This is a genomic window from Arthrobacter sp. ISL-69 (assembly GCF_018613775.1).
Classification (GTDB): domain Bacteria; phylum Actinomycetota; class Actinomycetes; order Actinomycetales; family Micrococcaceae; genus Arthrobacter.
The window spans coordinates 79,927-96,401 of record NZ_JAGGPO010000001.1 but is presented as its reverse complement, the minus strand read 5'-3'; the positions used below and the strand labels follow the sequence as shown (position 1 = coordinate 96,401).

The window sequence follows — 16,475 nt, the reverse complement described above, 5'->3', positions numbered from 1 at the left end:
ACCAGTATGAGAAAGTTGCATCTACGAGATGCCTCTCTTTTCGGTAAAAAGGTGTTCTAGACAAACCCCATTTTCCTTGAAAAGACAGGCATTCTCGGTTTAAACCGCCGACAGCCCTCCGATCAGCATCGGTGGATCGAGGCTAAGAGGGTTCCAGCGACAGGCGGTGGATGGTCGCAGGAAGTCGCGCCCCGGCCTGCAGGCCGTCCCAGACCTATCGGCAGAACTTAAGGGGCGACGGGCGAGGGACGCCGCAAGGTTCGCTGCGCGCTCGAGTTCAGGCACTAGCTAGGTAGGGGAGTTGCGCCCTCCTCCAGTCCCATAGACATCGTCCGGTGCAGGATGTCCATTTGCTTCCGGGCGATCTCCACGGCTTCGGTCCCCTTGCCGGCGCGCTGGGCCGTCACCAAGGCCACGTGGCCGCCGTTGGATTTGTGCAGCAGCTCGATGGGCTAGGGGGTGAAGTAGGCATAGAGCTCGGCGTGCGCCTCATGCTAAACCCCGACGGCGGTCCCCGACCTGACGCGGTGCCCCCAGTTGGCGGTACGGTGACCGTCTACCCTCCTATTGTTTGCCGGAAGCCTTCACACCCCTTCTTGCGCCATCGGGTAGATGGCGTACAAGAATGCCGCGGAGGTGATCCCAGTGCGACGGTCCGACCGTCATCTTCCTATTTCGCGGCGGGGGCTGGCTACGCTAATGGTCTTCTGGTATCCCCATGGGGGTTGGCGGTATCCCATGGGAGCACCGGGGGCAGCCATCCGGCACACATCAAACTCCGGTGGCGACCTGGCTTCACCGCCGGTCCGGCAAGGTTTCGTCCGTTGTCGACACTCTGTTGCTACAGGTAGTCTCCGGCTCGTTCGCGGGCGATCTCCAGCAGGGTGGAGTGGAACGCGACTTCAGCCGGGGCGTAGACCTTGTCTTGTCGCTGGGCCAGCAATACGCGCCGTAAGGGTGCGCTGGGGCCGAGGCTGATGACCCTGACGTCGGGATGTTGGAGGGCGACGGCGGTTTTCGGCACCATGGCCACGCCCATACCGACGCTCACCATGGCTTGGGCTTCCTGGTAGTCGTTGGCCAGGAAGCCAATCGTTGGTTCGAAGCCGGCCTCGTGGGCGGAGCGCTGCAGTACTTCCACCACAGGGTGGGCCTCAGCCCGCACTATCCACGATTCCTTGCGGAGCTCTTCCATCCGGATCTCATCGCGGCCGGCAAGCGGGTGCGCGCGGGATACCAAGAGGACGGTGCTTTCCTGGAAGACTTCCGTAATGCGGATTGAATCGTCCTGAAAGCGGTTCCAAGGGTAGTCCCACAACAGGCACAGGCCGGTAACTCCAGACTGCAGGTCTGAGACGAGGTCATCGAAGCGTGCGCTTCGCACGGAGAGGCCAATGGCGGGGTACCTCTTTTTGAAGGCCCGGATAACAACCGGCAGGAATGAGCCAGCGAGAGTCGGAAATGTTCCGATGGTCAGGGAACCGCGTTTGAGTCCGGCGATTTGGTCCAGGTCGGACTGTGCTGCCCGCATTTGCCCGATGATCTTCCGGGCATGGCCGGAGAGCACCTGTCCTGCCTCGGTGGGCACCACCCCGCGGGAGCGGCGGTTGAGGAGAGGCTGGCCAACTTCCTGCTCGAGCTTCCGCAATTGCTGGGAGACCGCTGAGGGCGTGTACATCATCAGCTCGGCAGCGGCGGTAATCGATCCCTGCTCGACGACTTCCACCAGCAACGCCAAGCGGCGAATATCGAATAAATCCTGGCTGTCATCCTTAAGCAATGGTTCACCCTTCTGTGCAACATGTTCATTCGGTGCAGTCAGCGCTTCCATCCCGGGAGGCCGCGGGTCTCTCCGGGCGTTCGAAGCCGGAATTTTGAAAGCACACCCCATCAGGATAGCTGAATTAAGCGTCTCTACATCCTGCATCACAAATCCGACATTGTCTTCATTTGTGATCTGCCTCAATCTCGAATCAAGCCCTCGAACATCCTGGGCAGTAGAGAAGCAAGGAAAAGACCATGAAGATCGAAGCGGAATGGATGCGCGGAGGCACCAGCAAATGCTGGGTCTTTGAAAGCGGACAGTTCGGTGAGGCTGAAACAAGTCCTGACGCGCTGCTTCCCCGGCTGTTCGGCAGTCCCGACCACAGGCAGATCGACGGTGTTGGCGGGGCGACTTCAACCACCAGCAAAGCGATGATCCTTCAACGTCCCGTAGACGACGATGTTGACGTTGAGTTCACCTTCGCCCAGGTGGGGATTGAAGAGGCCGCAGTGGATTGGGGCAGCAATTGCGGCAACTGCTCGGCTGTGGTTGGCCTGTACGCCATCGAAAAGGGCTGGGTGGTGCCCACCGGTGACGTCACCCGGATCATTACCCGCAACACCAACACCGGCCAGATCATCATCCAACGGGTGTCCACGCCGTCCGGTGCCCTGCCAATCGTCCCGCAGGCACAGATGCCCGGTGTCCCGTTTCCCGGATACCGGGTCGGGCTCGGCTTCCAGGACCCTGCCGGCAAAACCACCGGCACGTTGCTTCCCACCGGGTCAGCCTCAGACTGGATCACCGCCGGCGGAACCCGCTGGACCGTCTCGATGGTCGATGCCGGAGCGCCGGTAGTGATTCTCCGTGCCGTGGACCTTGGCCTTGACCCGGAGCGCTACGACAGCTGGCTCGGCGGGGTGGAGCTGCAACTGCAAACCCTGGAACACATCCGTCGTCAGGCCGCAGTGCGCATGGGGCTGGCAGCGACCACGAGCGAAGCGGCCCGTGCCGTCCCTAAGGTCGCCATCGTGGCTCCGCCGGCCCAGTCCGATCCGGACAGCGACGTCAGCGTCATGATGCTCTCGATGGGCAAGCCGCACCCGGCATTGGCCATCACCGGCAGCATCGCACTGACCCTCGGCGCCCGCACTCCGGGCACCATACTCAACGACATCACCGGGGACACCCTTCAACCCACCCTTCGGCTGCGCACGCCGGCCGGGGTCATCGAAACCTGGAGCGAGGAACGGGACGGATCGCTGCTCGTCGGCGTCGACCGAACAGCCCGCACCCTCGCGACCACCGTCATCCACGTCCCCGAGGCCCTCGGCAGCGCCGTCGACGCCTCCCTTGCCAGCGCCACTCAATGAGGAGACAGCATCATGACTAAGACCGTAGAACAAGAAGCACCCCTGGAAAGCGACACAAAAGCGCCCAGCCCCCAGCGTCCCAACCGTCGCCGCCGTATCCTGCTGATAACGGTAGCCGCCGCCACTATCCTGGGCCTGGTCGCCCTCCTGTTCGGGGGTGTCCTCTTGAACCCCGCGGACGCCTCGGCATCGGAGCCGACCATGACCGCCACGCAGATCATCCCGCTCGTCATCCTCGTCGTGATGTTCGTCGTCGCCACGAAATGGCCGCTGAACATCGGTGTCATGGGGCTGGTGGCATCCTTCGGCGTCGGCTACTTCATACTCGGAATGAGCGACAAGGAAATCCTCGCGGACTTCCCCGCCAGCATCGTCCTGACGATCATCGGCGTCACCTACTTCTTCAGCATGGCCCAGCGGAACGGGACCATCGACATCATCGTCCAGACCTGCGTGCGCCTGGTCCGGGGCAAGACGGCGCTCCTTCCGTGGGTGTTCTTCCTCATGGCTGCCGCGCTGACCGCTCTGGGCACCTTCTCCCCGGCCGCCGTCGCACTGCTGGCACCGGCAGCCCTCGGACTTGCCTACGAGTCACGCATCCACCCGGTCCTTATGGGCGCCTTCGTCATCAACGGGGCCCACGCTGGCGGCTTCTCCCCGCTGTCCGTTGCGGGCGTGCTGGTGCACGACATCGCACTGAAAAACGGATTCCCCATCTCCCAGGGCGCGCTTTTCGCGGCCAGCTTCGCCCTCAACCTCATCCTTTCAGCCCTGACCATCGTGCTGTTCGCCCTGTTGGGCAAGCTGCGCGATAACCAGGCCAACGAATACGCCGGCCTCGACGCAACCCGCGCCGGGCGTCCGAATGGTCAGCAGATCTTTACGCTGGCGCTGATCGCTGCGATTCTCGTGTGCACCCTTGGCTTCCACATGCCTATCGGATTTGTCGCCCTCTCGGCCGGCCTGCTTCTGGCATTCGTCAACATCAAGGAACACAAAACGTTCATCGGCGGCATTTCCTGGTCCACGGTCCTGCTGGTGGCAGGCATGATCACCTACGTCTCCCTGCTCCAGCACGTCGGCGTGATCGATACCCTCGCAGAGATGGCCCTCGCGCTCGGAGCACCGCTCCTGATCGCCCTCGTCCTCTGCTACGTCGTCGGCGTCGGATCAGCCTTCGCCTCCTCCACCGCACTGCTTACCGCATTCATCCCCCTGGCCGGCCCGCTGCTGGCGACCAGTTCACTCAGCGCCTCCGGAACCGTCGCAGCCCTCGCCATCGCCGCCACCGTCGTGGACGTCTCCCCCTTCTCCACAGACGGCGCACTCGTCGTCGCCAACGCCCGCGAGAACGACCGCCAGCGCGTATACAAGCAGCTGATGTCGTACGCCGGCGGAGTCGTCCTCGTAGCCCCCGCACTGGCCTGGGCCCTGCTCGTACCAACCGGCATCATGTGAGGCGACCAACGACCGCCGGATCCATGTCCGGCATACGAACGGGACAACCCTGCACTCCACCGCAACAGGAACCCCGATAGCCGGGCGCAGGTATGCCCCGTACGTGCAAAAGCAGGGCGGCTTTCACAGCCGCCCTGCCTTTGTCTTTGCGTCAATTCGGGACCCACAGCCTCTCAGGCTCCGCCCTGAGTCAGCCCCATAAACATCGTCCGGTGAAGCACGTCTACGTGCTTGCGAGAGACTTCCGAGGGGAAGGCCCATCTTTTCGACGCGCAGGGGTCTGGGAGTCGACATTGATAAATGTGGCGGTCCACCGCGCCGTTGCTCACATCCCGAGGGGCGCCCGCCGCATCGATTAGCATGGCTCCAATTGGCTAGCAATGGAAGGAATTCGTGTCATGCAGTATGTCGTCCTGCAGGTGATTCTGAAAGAGAAACTTTGGGGAACTGGTTCAGGCAACCTGACCTCCCTCGAGAAAGCCATCAACGATCAGGCCGCCAAGGGCTATCGGCTCCACACCATAACCACCGCCAGCAGCGGGAGCAAGGGATTGATCGGCGGCGGCGACCGCATTCAAGCGACGCTGGTGTTCGAGAGTCTCGGATGATCGCACGTCGCGAAACGAGCGGGAGACATTAGCGGCCTAGCAGCCGGTGCTTTTGGACTGAGTCCGATGCCGTTAGCCACTTCATGGGTTCGGTGCACGCGGAGGGCGCCTCCGGCTTTGGCCGGGCGCGCCCTTCGCCACGTATGTCCGGCAGCACAATTCACGACGCAATTCGATACGCCGGGCAATGGGACGAATTAAGGGTCCAGCCATTACTGAAAATCGGATTTATACCTGTAGTCGGGGAGGTAATAGCAGTCAGACATGGAGTGTATTTCCAGAGTGTTTGATGACCTCGCGTCAAAGGACAGGAAGATATTCGCGCCGTCTGCATGTGCCAATTCGAGTCGATCAACACCGTTGGTGAAGTGGTTATCGCCAGGCTTCCATCCCTCGGCTGTCATGTGCTTGAGGATGTCATCCAGAAGTTGCGTCTGGTCCACCTCGCCGCTGAGCTCAATCCACCTCATATCACTGGACTTCCACTCCCCGTCATGGCTGTTGTCCTTGGGGCGCGCACAGCTGGATAGCTCATCAGGGCTATCCGAGGTCTGGACGGATGCTTCTGGAAACATTGCCTGGATTTCATCCACGGCGGAGCTGATCATCGGCTTGACCTCCCTCAGCGTTTCGCTTTGGTCGGTACGTTGTACTGGCACGCAGGAGACCAAGACTGGTGCCAAAACCAATGCGCAGAGTGCTGCAGCCAGGCCGCTTTTCATGTGTCCCTTTCGGTGGCTTATACGGGCTTGATTGCTTCGATCGTATGGATGGCTCCGTTGCGATCCTTGCATTCCATGGGGGCTTTATTCTTGAGATCGCTCTTGCTCGGCATCGGGCACTTGAGGCGGTTCCCGTCATCATCAGTAAAGATGATGTTTTTATTCATAAGCGATCCGGTCGTCTCAGTGATCTCCACGCCGTAGGCCAGTTCCACTTCCTCGTCTGCCTGTTCCACGAATGGAAGCAGCAGAATGGTGAGCAGGCCAAGCACAACCGGAACTGACAGACCAATCATCCACTGCTGAAGGGTAGAGAAGTGGCTCTTGGCCAGTGGTGTTCTAGGGCTGTCTGACATGTCTAGAACCTTATCGTCAGTAAAGGTGAACTCTGCCAATAATGTGTCCACGGCGCCGCCGGTGCATTGCCTCTAATACATCCCAGTCCAGTCGGTCAGTCCGTGGGTATTTTCACCACTTTGCGGACCGGGAGTCTGCTAGCTGAATGAACAACCTGGTGCGTATCGACGCAGCTATTGAGTCAGCCCCATAAACATCGTCCGGTGCAGAACGTCCACGTGCTTCCGCGAGACCTCCACCGCTTCCTGGACATCGCCGGCACGCAGCGCCGCCACCAGTGCAACGTGGTCGCAGTTCGATTTGTGCAGCAGCTCGATCGGGTACGGGATGAAGTACTCATAGAGCTCGGCCAGGGCCTCGTGGTAAAGCTCGACGGCGGTGCCCATCCCTGATGCGATCCCCACCAGTTGGTGGAACTGCTCGTCCGCCTGGTGGTAGTCGGACCAGTCCGCGGACTCTGCCATCTCGCGGGTCAGCCGGTCGAGCTCATCCAGCTGTTCAGCCGTGGCGTTGAGCGTCGCGTAGTGCGTCACCGCGCATTCGAACAGCAGCCTGCGGTCCACCAGCCGGTTCACAGCCTGCGACTCTGCCGGTGACGCCGAAAGCTCGGCCAGCACGCTCTGCGGAGGCTCATCCGCCACGAAGGTTCCGCCGGCCCGGCCCCGGCGGCGGACCACCACGCCCTGCTCCGCCAGGCTCGCCAGTGCGCGTCGCGCAGTGATCGGGCTGACCGACAGGCCCAGGGCCACGTCCTCCTGGTCGGGAAGTCGCTCGCCCGGTTTCAGTAGCCCCAGGGAAATGGCCATGCCGATCCGCAGCCGTACGGCATCAATGGCGCTGCGGCGGTCGATGCCGGCCAGCCTGCCGGCGCCGATCGGCGAGGTGTCGGCGGTGTCCTCCAACTGACGGGTCATATCCGCTACTTTACGGCCCATCTGCCCCTCTTCCCATAATTAGATCATTCTGATCTAATATAGTGCAGATCACATCCCCAACATGGAGATAACCATGCAACGCACGCTTCCCCTCATCGCGGCCCAGGCCCGGCCGCGGCTCATCGGTGAACCCGTCTCGGCCTTCGCGGACGAGGTCACCGCCGCCCTCGCCGCCCAGCCACACAGCAGGCTGGTGGTCTTCCCCGAGCTGCACCTGTTCGGCGATTCGGAACCTGACCAGCAGCGCACCGAAATGCTGCAGGCTTCCGCGGAACCGCTGGACGGTCCCCGGGTCAAGGAGCTCCGGCAGCTTGCCGCGGATTTGGGCATCTGGCTGGTGCCGGGCAGCGTGTGCGAGCGCGGACCGGAAGGGCAGCTGTTCAACACCCAACTGGTCCTGTCCCCGGAGGGGGAGCTTGCCGGCTACTACCGGAAGGTCTTCCCCTGGCGCCCGTTCGAGCCCTACGACCCCGGCGACCGGTTCACCACCGTGGACCTGGCCGGCGTCGGCAGGGTGGGCCTGAACATCTGCTACGACGCGTGGTTCCCGGAAGTTTCCCGCCAGCTCACCTGGATGGGCGCCGAGGTGATCCTCAACGTCGTGAAAACCACGACGCCGGACCGCCGGCAGGAGCTGGTGCTGGCCAAGGCCAACGCCATCGTGAACCAGGTCTTCGTGGTCAGCGTCAACTGCGCGGGTCCCACAGGCAAAGGCCTGAGCATCATCGTCGACCCCGAGGGCAACACACTCGCAGAGGCCCCCGACGACGCACCGGTGCTGCTCACGGCGGAACTGGACCTTGCCGCCGTCGAGCATGTCAGAACCCACGGCACCGAAAACCTCAACCGTCCCTGGTCCCAGTTCCGCGACGGCGAAGACGCCGTCGAACTACCCGTTTACCAGGGCCGGATCAGCCCGGCCACCTGGGCTCCCCAGTCCTTCAACGCCTAAGGAACCACCCGTGACCACATCACCCACGCTCACCCGCACGCTCAAACTGCCCAGCCTGGTCCTGTTCGGTCTGGCGTACCTGACCCCGCTGATCGTCCTGGGGATCTTCGGCATCATCGCCGAAACCACCGGCGGCGCATCCCCGGCCGCCTACCTGGTGGCCATGGTCGCCATGCTGTTCACGGCGCACAGCTACGGCCGGATGGCCATCGCGTACCCCGTGGCCGGTTCCGCCTACACCTACGTCCGCCGGTCCATCGATCCCCGGGTGGGGTTCCTGGTGGGCTGGGCCATCCTGCTGGACTATCTCTTCCTGCCCATGGTCATCTGGCTCATCGGCGGCTCCTACCTGACGGCGCAGTTCCCCGGAATCCCCATCGCAGTCTGGATCGTGGGCTTCATCCTCATCACCACACTGCTGAACATCCTGGGCATCAAGGTGGCGGACAAGGCCAACTACGTGCTGATGGCGTTCCAGCTGCTGGTCATCGTGTTCTTTGTGGCGCTGTCCATCGGCAACGTGGTGTCCACCTCCGGCGCCGGCGGCCTGGCCAGCACCCAGCCGTTCTTCAACGACACCTCCAGTATCGCCACCATTTCCGCCGGCGCGGCCATCGCCGCATACTCGTTCCTCGGGTTCGACGCCGTCACCACCCTCACCGAGGAGACCATCGAACCGCGCAAAAACATGCCCCGCGCCATCATGCTCATCGCCCTGATCGGCGGCGGCATCTTCGTGGCCGTGTCCTACGTGACCCAGCTGGTCCACCCCGGCGGGGTGTTCGAGGACTCGGCCTCCGCGGCCAGCTCCATCGCCCTGCAGATCGGCGGACAGCTGTTCGGCGCGGTCTTCCTCGCCGGCCTGGTGGTGGCACAGTTCGCCTCCGGCCTCGCCGCGCAGGCCAGCGCCTCCCGCCTGCTGTACGCGATGGGCCGGGATTCGGTCCTGCCCAAGGTGGTCTTTGGCCGGCTCAGCGCGAAGTTCCATACCCCGGTGGTGAACCTGATCGTCACCGGCATCATCGGCTTGATCGCGATCTTCCTGGACGTGGCCACCTCCACCTCGTTCATCAACTTCGGCGCCTTCACCGCCTTCACCCTGGTCAACGCCTCGGTGGTTTTCCACTACGTGCGCCAGCGCCGTGCCGGGCACCAGCTGAACCCTGTGTCCTACGTGGTAGTTCCGGTGGTCGGAGCCATCATCTGCGCCTACCTGCTCTCCCAGCTGGACAGCAACGCCATTACGCTGGGAGTGTCCTGGCTGGTGCTGGGCGTGGTGGTCCTGGCCCTGATCACCAGGGGATTCAAGGCGGCCCCGCCGGAAATGACGGCAACTGAAAAGGCGACGGTTGAGGCGGCCGCCTGAGCCGGACGCTTGAGTTTGGGCCGCCGCCTGAGCCGGGCCGGCTGACTGAAGGAAAGGAACAACCGTGAGGATAGCGCTCGGGCAGCTGGAGTCGGGCACCGACATCCAGGCCAACCTCGCCGCGATCGACCGGTTCGCCGCCGAGGCCGCGCTCGACGGTGCCAGGCTGGTCGCCTTCCCGGAATACGCCACCTACGAGAAGAAGAAGGTGGACGCCTCGTTCCCGCAGGTGGCTGAGCCGCTGGACGGTCCCGTCTGTCAGCAGCTTGCCAGCATCGCCCGCCGCCACGGCATCGCGTTGGTGGCGGGCGTGGTGGAGACCTCGGACGAGCCAGGCAAGGCGTACAACACACTGGTGGCTTTCGGGCCCGACGGCGACCAGCTGGCCTTCTATCGGAAGATCCACCTATTCGATGCCCAGGGTTTCGGGGAATCGACGTTCATAAAACCGGGGCCGTCCACCGCCCCGGTGGTGTTTGAGTCCGGGGGAGCGCGCTTCGGCCTGATGACCTGCTACGACCTGCGGTTCCCGGAGCTGGCCAGGTTACTGTCCGACGTCGGCGCCCAGGTGCTGTTGGTCTGTTCGTCATGGGTGCCGGGCACGCACAAGACCGAGCAGTGGCTGGCGCTGAATGCGGCCCGCGCAATCGAGAACAGCGTGTACGTGGCAGGGGTGTGCCAGGCGCCGCCAGTCTCCGTGGGCAGGAGCATTTTGGTTGATCCCATGGGGGTCGTTGAAGTTGATCTCGGACTAGACGCGGGAGTGCGGGCGGTGGATGTCTCACTGGAGACGGTGGCACGGGCGCGGGAGGCTTTTCCGATGTTCCGGCAGCGGCGACTCCCGTAACCCTGAGAACAGCCCGCGCAGTGACATAGTGAGCCCGCCGCATATTCGCGGGTCCGTTACGGCTTGAGTTGACTCATCCGTCCCTTTTCCAGTTCCTCGATGAGAAGCGTGAGCTTGTCTTGGAGTTGCTTCAGCCGACGGCTTTCACTGATTGAAGCGGTCTGAAGATCCCGGGCGAAATCGGAAAACCACAGGGCCAGGCCTTCCTTGCGCTCTCTCATCTCATCTTCTCTGAACGTCCTTCTGAAAGAAGCAAACCCCATGAATTGTGGAGAAGCGGTCGTGTCGTGGAAATCCATCATGAGTTCCGCCACTGCGCGCTGTTCCTCGCGCCAGAAAATCAAATGCAGGCCGTCTGCCCTATCCGACGCAAGCGTGCTAGCGATGCTATCAATTATCGCTGCAACCTGCCTTGTGTCAGGATCCAATTCGAAGCGGAGTAGGTTGATGCGGCTGTAGATGAACTCTTGTATTGCCCGATACCTTGCGAATCGGTGGAGCGTTCCCAGCAGCGCCACTTCGCTGCGGTGGTTGCCTTCGCCATTCAGGTAATAGGAAAAGCCATTCTCACGAATGTTCCAGATCCGATGCAGCAGATCCCTTGCCGCATTCAGTAAGGGTTCACGTATGCGGTCTACTTCTGTCCGGGCAGTTACCTGCCGCTCCTGAAACTTACCGTCCGCATCGAGTTGGTCCTTTTGGAGGGCGAGACGTTCGTTATCTCTCGCTTGATTCCGTTGAACCTTCCAACTAGCGACTGAGGTAATGAAGGCGACGACGACTGCGACGGCGGCGGCAACGATGGCGTTAATAAGTGCAGGATCCATCCCTCATGATATTTCGGCACGACGGAGGGGCAGCAATGAGACGCATATTGTTCGTAGGCCTCTGACAACGACGCGGAAGCTTGTTGGCATAGACGCCGCTCTCCGTCCACAACGGCCAATCGCCGGACTCAGGGAATAGCGTGAATAGGGCCAGGACCAGAACTGACTAGTCCATAGCCGCTGGATTCAATCCGGGCTCGGTGAGGTCTGGCACTGGAGGGGCGGCAGCGTGGGGCCAGGGTCGAAATGGCCGTGGAAGCGACAGCAGCTGGGCTAGCGGGAAGCGTCTGCGCTCCGGCAGCGAGGGTATCGTCCGAGTTTTCGAACCGAATTCAATGTGTGGTTTAGTTCAGGTTTGACCCGTTCCTGGAATTCGCCCCTCTCGTCCTGCATAATGCGACCAAGTCACATTTGCCGCACGAGTATGTTGTAGACACCGCCCCGGTCTGCAGGAGTCAACGCGGCCAACACCGGCCACAACTGCTCAACGTACCGCCGCATCTGCTCAAACGTGAGACGTTCAAACTCAAGATGGCCGAAGAGTTCCAACTGGTCCCAAATAGATCTCCACCTCGCTGTCGTGTCGGCAATCTTGCGGGTTGGCGTTGCCGGTGGGAATCCTTGTTAGAGTCCCTGCATGAACACACTCGGAGTAATTGATCCCCACCTCCAAGCGGTTGTGCGGGCGGCGGAGGACGGCGCAGACCTTCAGCGCGTCGTTGTAGTATGCGGGTCCACTGTTTATGTAGGCACCCCCACTTCGACGTCTAATTTTGCTAACGCAAACGTAAGCGCTTACGCCGCAGAACTCGTGAAGGACGTTGGGGGGTGGAAAACGCCCCGGCAAGAGAAAGAAGCTATCGCTGCTCAACAGGCGAATGATTTGATGGAGAAGCTGTCCCCGGGCGACAACCTCCCGACATTGGACGTCCTCTCACTGTGCCCGGCCCAAGTGTTCCCCTCTGGGCTGACCAGCTACGAAGTCCCTGCCGTTCGCGTGCACCTTCACCAAGTTGATGCGTGGTGGGTGGCGCCGTTCTTCGAACATCAGGCGAAGTTCCGGGGCGGTGGCGTGGGAGTTAGCTTCTAGCTCCCTCGTGGAGCCGAAGCCTACTGTCGCGGCGGCACGCTCCGTCCTGCTCTCGCTGTCGATGCCTGAAGGAGCGCGTGATTCTTGCCGATGAGTGAGCTGCTGCTGAAGGTTGCTGCTGGACCGGAAGCGATGCCCACGTGCTGAAGTTGAATGTCGTCGTACTCGGGATGCTTGAGGCCAGCGATTCCGGGTACTGAACCTGGAATCATCCACCAGCTCTAGACACCTTTTGAGCTCGGGATGATGTTGGGAGAAGCGAGCAGCTGCTCAATTCCAAAGGTGCTGCCCCAGAAAGAGCATCAGCGATCGTATGCGGGTTTTCCCCGTCGATCATAACAATCTCCCAGATTCGCATTGAACAGCAAGGTACCAGACCATTGCCGGTGATACCGCTGGCCGGAATCGCCGTCGAGGCGTCAACGGACCTTGGTGTTGATGGCATCATCGAATACCCTGGCGCAGTGACAAACTTCATTGGGGGAGAGTCCGCGGAGAAGTTGGCCGCGGGGTTGTACGAACTGCTCAACACGAATCGGCTCTCGGGCCGCCTGAATCACCAGCACGAACTTCATCCGGTCTTCGCGGAAATAGAGGACGAAGACACCCCGGGCATCCTCTCCCGTCATGTCGCCGAGGTTGTCCGCCAGGCCCTCGCGACGGCCAAGCCAGAAGACAGGGTCGGTCTGGCCAACCGCATTCTTCAGGAACTGAACCCCTCAGACCACATCGCCCCAGGCCCAACCCAACTCCAGTCCCTCCACCGCCCAGACACCCTCAAGCGCCGACAACTCCGACGTCCCACCACGAAGCTGAGTGACTCGGCCCTGCTCACCAACAGCAAAGACGACCCGAACCTCGCAGCCGAGCTCCGAGCCGAGATTGAATCCGCCAACACCGTCGACCTGCTCTGCGCCTTCGTACGATGGACCGGCCTTCGACTCCTCCAGCCAGCACTTGAACAGCTCAAAGAGCGCGGCGCCAGACTCCGCGTCATCACCACCACGTACATGGGTGCAACCGAACGCCGCGCCATCGACGAGCTCGTCACCCGGTACGGCGCGGAAGTGAGGATCAACTACGAAACCCAGGCCACCCGCCTGCACGCCAAGGCTTGGCTATTCCGCCGGGACACCGGCTATGACACCGCCTACGTCGGCAGCTCCAACCTCAGCCAGGCAGCCCTTCTGGACGGCCTCGAATGGAACGTCAGGCTCAGTTCCGTCGGCACGCCCGCGTTGCTGCAGAAGTTCGAGGTCACCTTCGACAGCTACTGGGAGCAACGCGCCTTCCAGAGCTATGATCCGGAACGCGACGGCGAAAAGCTGGACGCTGCCCTGGAACGCAACGGAGGCCGCCGCACGGCAGTACCGGGCGCGGCCACGGGGCTCGAAGTTCAGCCGTTCCTCCACCAGGAGGAGATGCTGGAAGACCTGGAGGCCGAGCGGCTGAAGGGCTTCAACCACAACCTCCTTGTTGCGGCCACCGGCACCGGGAAGACCGTCATCGCAGCCCTGGATTACAAACGCCTGTGCGAGGCTGCCGGCCGTGAGTTGAAGCTGCTCTTTGTTGCCCACCGGCAGGAAATCCTGAAGCAAGCGATGCGCGCTTACCGGGACGTCATGCAGGACGGTGCCTTCGGCGAACTCTACGTCGGCGAGCACAAGCCCCGGCAGTGGAAGCACATCTTCGCCTCTGTCCAGTCGCTGTCATCGCTCGGCACCGAGCAGCTGGCGCCTGACTTCTTCGACATCGTCGTCATCGATGAATTCCACCACGCCATGGCGCCCACTTACCGGCGCCTGCTGGACCACCTGCAGCCGCAGCAGCTCCTGGGACTCACCGCGACGCCGGAACGGGGTGATGGCGTGGACGTCGCCAAGGAGTTCTTCGACGGCCGTACGGCTAGCGAGCTGAGGCTATGGGACGCCCTGGATGCTGACCTGCTGGTGCCATTCCATTATTTCGGCGTCTCCGACGACGTCGACCTGAGCCAGCTGGAATGGAAGCGCGGCAACTATGACGCCGCACAGCTGAACAACCTCTACACCGGCAATGATGCGCGCGCCGCGAAGGTGATCCGCGAACTCCGTGACAAAGTCACCAGCACCGACCAGATGCGGGCCATCGGTTTCTGCGTCTCTGTCCAGCACGCGCACTACATGGCCGAGGTGTTCAACCGTGCCGGCATCGCCTCCGTTGCGGTCGATGGCAGCACCGACGACGCCGACCGTGCTGCGGCGCTGGAACGCCTCCGGCGGCGGGAGATCAACTGCATCTTCGCCGTCGACCTTTTCAACGAAGGCCTGGACCTGCCGCAGGTGGACACCATCCTGCTGCTCCGGCCCACGCAGAGCGCCACGATCTTCCTGCAGCAGCTGGGGCGGGGGCTGCGCCGTGCCGAGGGCAAGGCGGTGCTGACGGTCATGGACTTCATCGGACAGCAACGGCGTGAGTTCCGCTTCGATCTGCGCTACCGGGCACTCACGGGCTACGGGCGTAAGGAACTGGAGAAGGCGGTCGAGGACGAGTTCCCGTTCCTGCCGTCGGGCTCCCAGATCGTGCTGGACCGGGTAGCGCAGAAGGTGGTGCTGGATAACATCAAGGCACAGCTGCGGTTCAACCGCGCGCAGCTCGTCCGGGACATTGCCTCATATGCGGAGACCGAGCTGGAGGCCTATCTGGAGCAGTCCGGGAACGACGTGAAGTCGATCTATCGTTCGACAAGGGATTCGTGGACCGGCTACCTTCGGCAGGCCCATCTCATCGCGGGATTCTCGCCGCTGGAGGCAGTGTTCAGCGGGAAGATCCAGGAACTCTCGGATACCGACGAGAAGAAGCTCCTCGGCCGTATGGCCGCGCTCATCCACGTGGACGACGCGGAACGCGCCGAGGCGTACTCGATGCTGGTCGGCCCCGATGCGCCCCGCTACGCGGAGCTAGGAATGCGTGAGCAAACATTCGCCCGGATGCTGTTCTACACGTTGTGGGACGACGGCGGCGGTTTCCAGACGTACGACGCCGGACTGGACTACCTGCGCGGCTATCAGTTCGTCTGCAGCGAGATTCGCCAGATCGTAAGACTCGGAGTCGCGGCGTCCAAGCACGCTTCCAAAAGTCTCGGAGCGGGGCTGCAACACATTCCCCTGCTCTCGCATGCCGCCTACCGGCGGGAGGAGGTCCTGGCGGCGCTGCAGTACGGTTCACTGGAGCTGGGAAAGAACGTGCAGCACCGGGAAGGCGTGGCGTGGTGCCTGGCGACGTCAACCGATGCTTTCTTTGTCACACTGAATAAGGACGACAAGAAGCACTCGGCGACGACGATGTACAAGGATTACGCCATCAGCCCGGAGCTGTTCCACTGGGAATCGCAGAACGCAACATCGCCCGGGAGCCCGACGGGAAAGCGGTACCTGGACCGGGCTTCACACGGTTCGAAGGTCTTGATCTTCACCAGGGATACGGCGGACGACGAGACCGGCCTGACGGTTCCTTACACGTGCCTAGGGCAGGTGGACTATGTGCAGCACGCGGGCGAGAGGCCGATTGGGATTACCTGGAAGCTGCACCGGCCGATGCCTGCCGATGTGTTCGCGACCGCGGCTGCGGTGGGGCAGTAGCGGACCGAGTAAAAAACCCGAATCCTATGGGAATGGGGTTGGCGATCCGGCCCGGGCCAGCATCTCTATGACTTCAGTCGTCGGGATTGTCTTTTAGATACGTCCTGAGGATCAGGACGGCCTCATGAAAGTGATCTAAGGCCAGCTGTTCGTGGGGTCCGTCGTAGTCTAGTGGGTCCATCAAACGCCACTTCTCAGAATCGGAAAATAGATGAAAGTAGTGGTAGGCCGACTCCCGGGCCTCGCGCATGTGGTCCCTATAGTTTTCTTCGATCGTCGACTGACGCTGAAAGATCAGGCGGTTCTCCCAGTCGGCTGAGACCTCTTCAAGTACTCGCAGGTACTCGCGCAACGTTCGGTTTCTATCATGACGCCTAACGCGTTCCTCCTTGGTGGCGCTTTCGAACCGGTCCGCTTTAGCCTTTCGGACATTAAGCCAATTGGTAAGGCCGCTCGAACCGAGTCCAACGACCAAGCTGGCGCTGATTGTCAGCCAGTCCTTGAATTCCAATACAAACCACTGCCCCTTCAAACACTTCGATAATTCGATGGACA

General features: G+C 61.9%; 13 protein-coding genes. 7 read left to right on the top strand and 6 right to left on the bottom strand.

All coding sequences use genetic code 11. The features are described from left to right. Window positions 1-841: 841 nt before the first annotated feature. Window positions 842-1,780, bottom strand: a complete 939-nt coding sequence (locus J7I79_RS00380) for a LysR family transcriptional regulator (RefSeq protein ID WP_214948877.1) — start codon at window positions 1,778-1,780, stop codon at window positions 842-844. A gap of 239 nt (window positions 1,781-2,019) precedes the next feature. Between J7I79_RS00380 and J7I79_RS00375 the strand changes: the two genes are divergently transcribed. The 3 genes from J7I79_RS00375 (at window position 2,020) to J7I79_RS00365 (ending at window position 5,204) form a co-directional block, all read left to right on the top strand. After that, window positions 2,020-3,138 (top strand): PrpF domain-containing protein, encoded by a 1,119-nt coding sequence (locus tag J7I79_RS00375; protein ID WP_214948875.1) that lies wholly within the window; start codon window positions 2,020-2,022, stop codon window positions 3,136-3,138. A gap of 12 nt (window positions 3,139-3,150) precedes the next feature. Beyond that, complete coding sequence (locus tag J7I79_RS00370; RefSeq protein WP_214948866.1) at window positions 3,151-4,596, top strand: SLC13 family permease; 1,446 nt, start codon at window positions 3,151-3,153, stop codon at window positions 4,594-4,596. Between the two features lie 398 nt (window positions 4,597-4,994). Beyond that, window positions 4,995-5,204 (top strand): DUF4177 domain-containing protein, encoded by a 210-nt coding sequence (locus tag J7I79_RS00365; protein WP_137321459.1) that lies wholly within the window; start codon window positions 4,995-4,997, stop codon window positions 5,202-5,204. A 212-nt stretch (window positions 5,205-5,416) separates the two neighbouring features. On the opposite strand, the gene J7I79_RS00360 is transcribed toward J7I79_RS00365, so the two are convergent. From J7I79_RS00360 to J7I79_RS00350, 3 genes are all read right to left on the bottom strand, one after another. Beyond that, complete coding sequence (locus tag J7I79_RS00360; RefSeq protein ID WP_214948865.1) at window positions 5,417-5,926, bottom strand: hypothetical protein; 510 nt, start codon at window positions 5,924-5,926, stop codon at window positions 5,417-5,419. A gap of 17 nt (window positions 5,927-5,943) precedes the next feature. After that, complete coding sequence (locus J7I79_RS00355; RefSeq protein WP_214948863.1) at window positions 5,944-6,282, bottom strand: hypothetical protein; 339 nt, start codon at window positions 6,280-6,282, stop codon at window positions 5,944-5,946. Between the two features lie 174 nt (window positions 6,283-6,456). Further along, a complete protein-coding gene (locus tag J7I79_RS00350) occupies window positions 6,457-7,197 on the bottom strand; it encodes a FadR/GntR family transcriptional regulator (RefSeq protein WP_214948860.1) in 741 nt (246 codons plus the stop codon). 94 nt (window positions 7,198-7,291) lie between these two features. On the opposite strand from J7I79_RS00350, the gene J7I79_RS00345 reads away from it, so the two are divergent. The 3 genes from J7I79_RS00345 to J7I79_RS00335 all read left to right on the top strand — a co-directional run bounded on the left by J7I79_RS00345 (window position 7,292) and on the right by J7I79_RS00335 (window position 10,383). Further along, window positions 7,292-8,170, top strand: coding sequence for a carbon-nitrogen hydrolase family protein (locus J7I79_RS00345; RefSeq protein WP_214948858.1), 879 nt, complete (start codon window positions 7,292-7,294; stop codon window positions 8,168-8,170). 10 nt (window positions 8,171-8,180) lie between these two features. Then, complete coding sequence (locus tag J7I79_RS00340) at window positions 8,181-9,536, top strand: APC family permease (RefSeq protein ID WP_214948856.1); 1,356 nt, start codon at window positions 8,181-8,183, stop codon at window positions 9,534-9,536. 64 nt (window positions 9,537-9,600) lie between these two features. Further along, window positions 9,601-10,383, top strand: coding sequence for a carbon-nitrogen hydrolase family protein (locus tag J7I79_RS00335; protein WP_214948854.1), 783 nt, complete (start codon window positions 9,601-9,603; stop codon window positions 10,381-10,383). A gap of 56 nt (window positions 10,384-10,439) precedes the next feature. Here J7I79_RS00335 and J7I79_RS00330 read toward each other — a convergent pair whose 3' ends face one another. Next, the gene (locus J7I79_RS00330) at window positions 10,440-11,210 is read right to left on the bottom strand and encodes a hypothetical protein (RefSeq protein ID WP_214948853.1); all 771 of its coding nucleotides are present in this window, start codon (window positions 11,208-11,210) and stop codon (window positions 10,440-10,442) included. Between the two features lie 1,590 nt (window positions 11,211-12,800). Here J7I79_RS00330 and J7I79_RS00325 point away from each other — a divergent pair. Then, a complete protein-coding gene (locus J7I79_RS00325; RefSeq protein ID WP_251042220.1) occupies window positions 12,801-15,920 on the top strand; it encodes a DUF3427 domain-containing protein in 3,120 nt (1,039 codons plus the stop codon). A gap of 73 nt (window positions 15,921-15,993) precedes the next feature. On the opposite strand, the gene J7I79_RS00320 is transcribed toward J7I79_RS00325, so the two are convergent. After that, window positions 15,994-16,431 carry a hypothetical protein gene (locus J7I79_RS00320; RefSeq protein WP_214948851.1) on the bottom strand — a complete coding sequence of 146 codons (438 nt, stop codon included), beginning with the start codon at window positions 16,429-16,431 and terminating at the stop codon, window positions 15,994-15,996. Window positions 16,432-16,475: the final 44 nt, after the last annotated feature.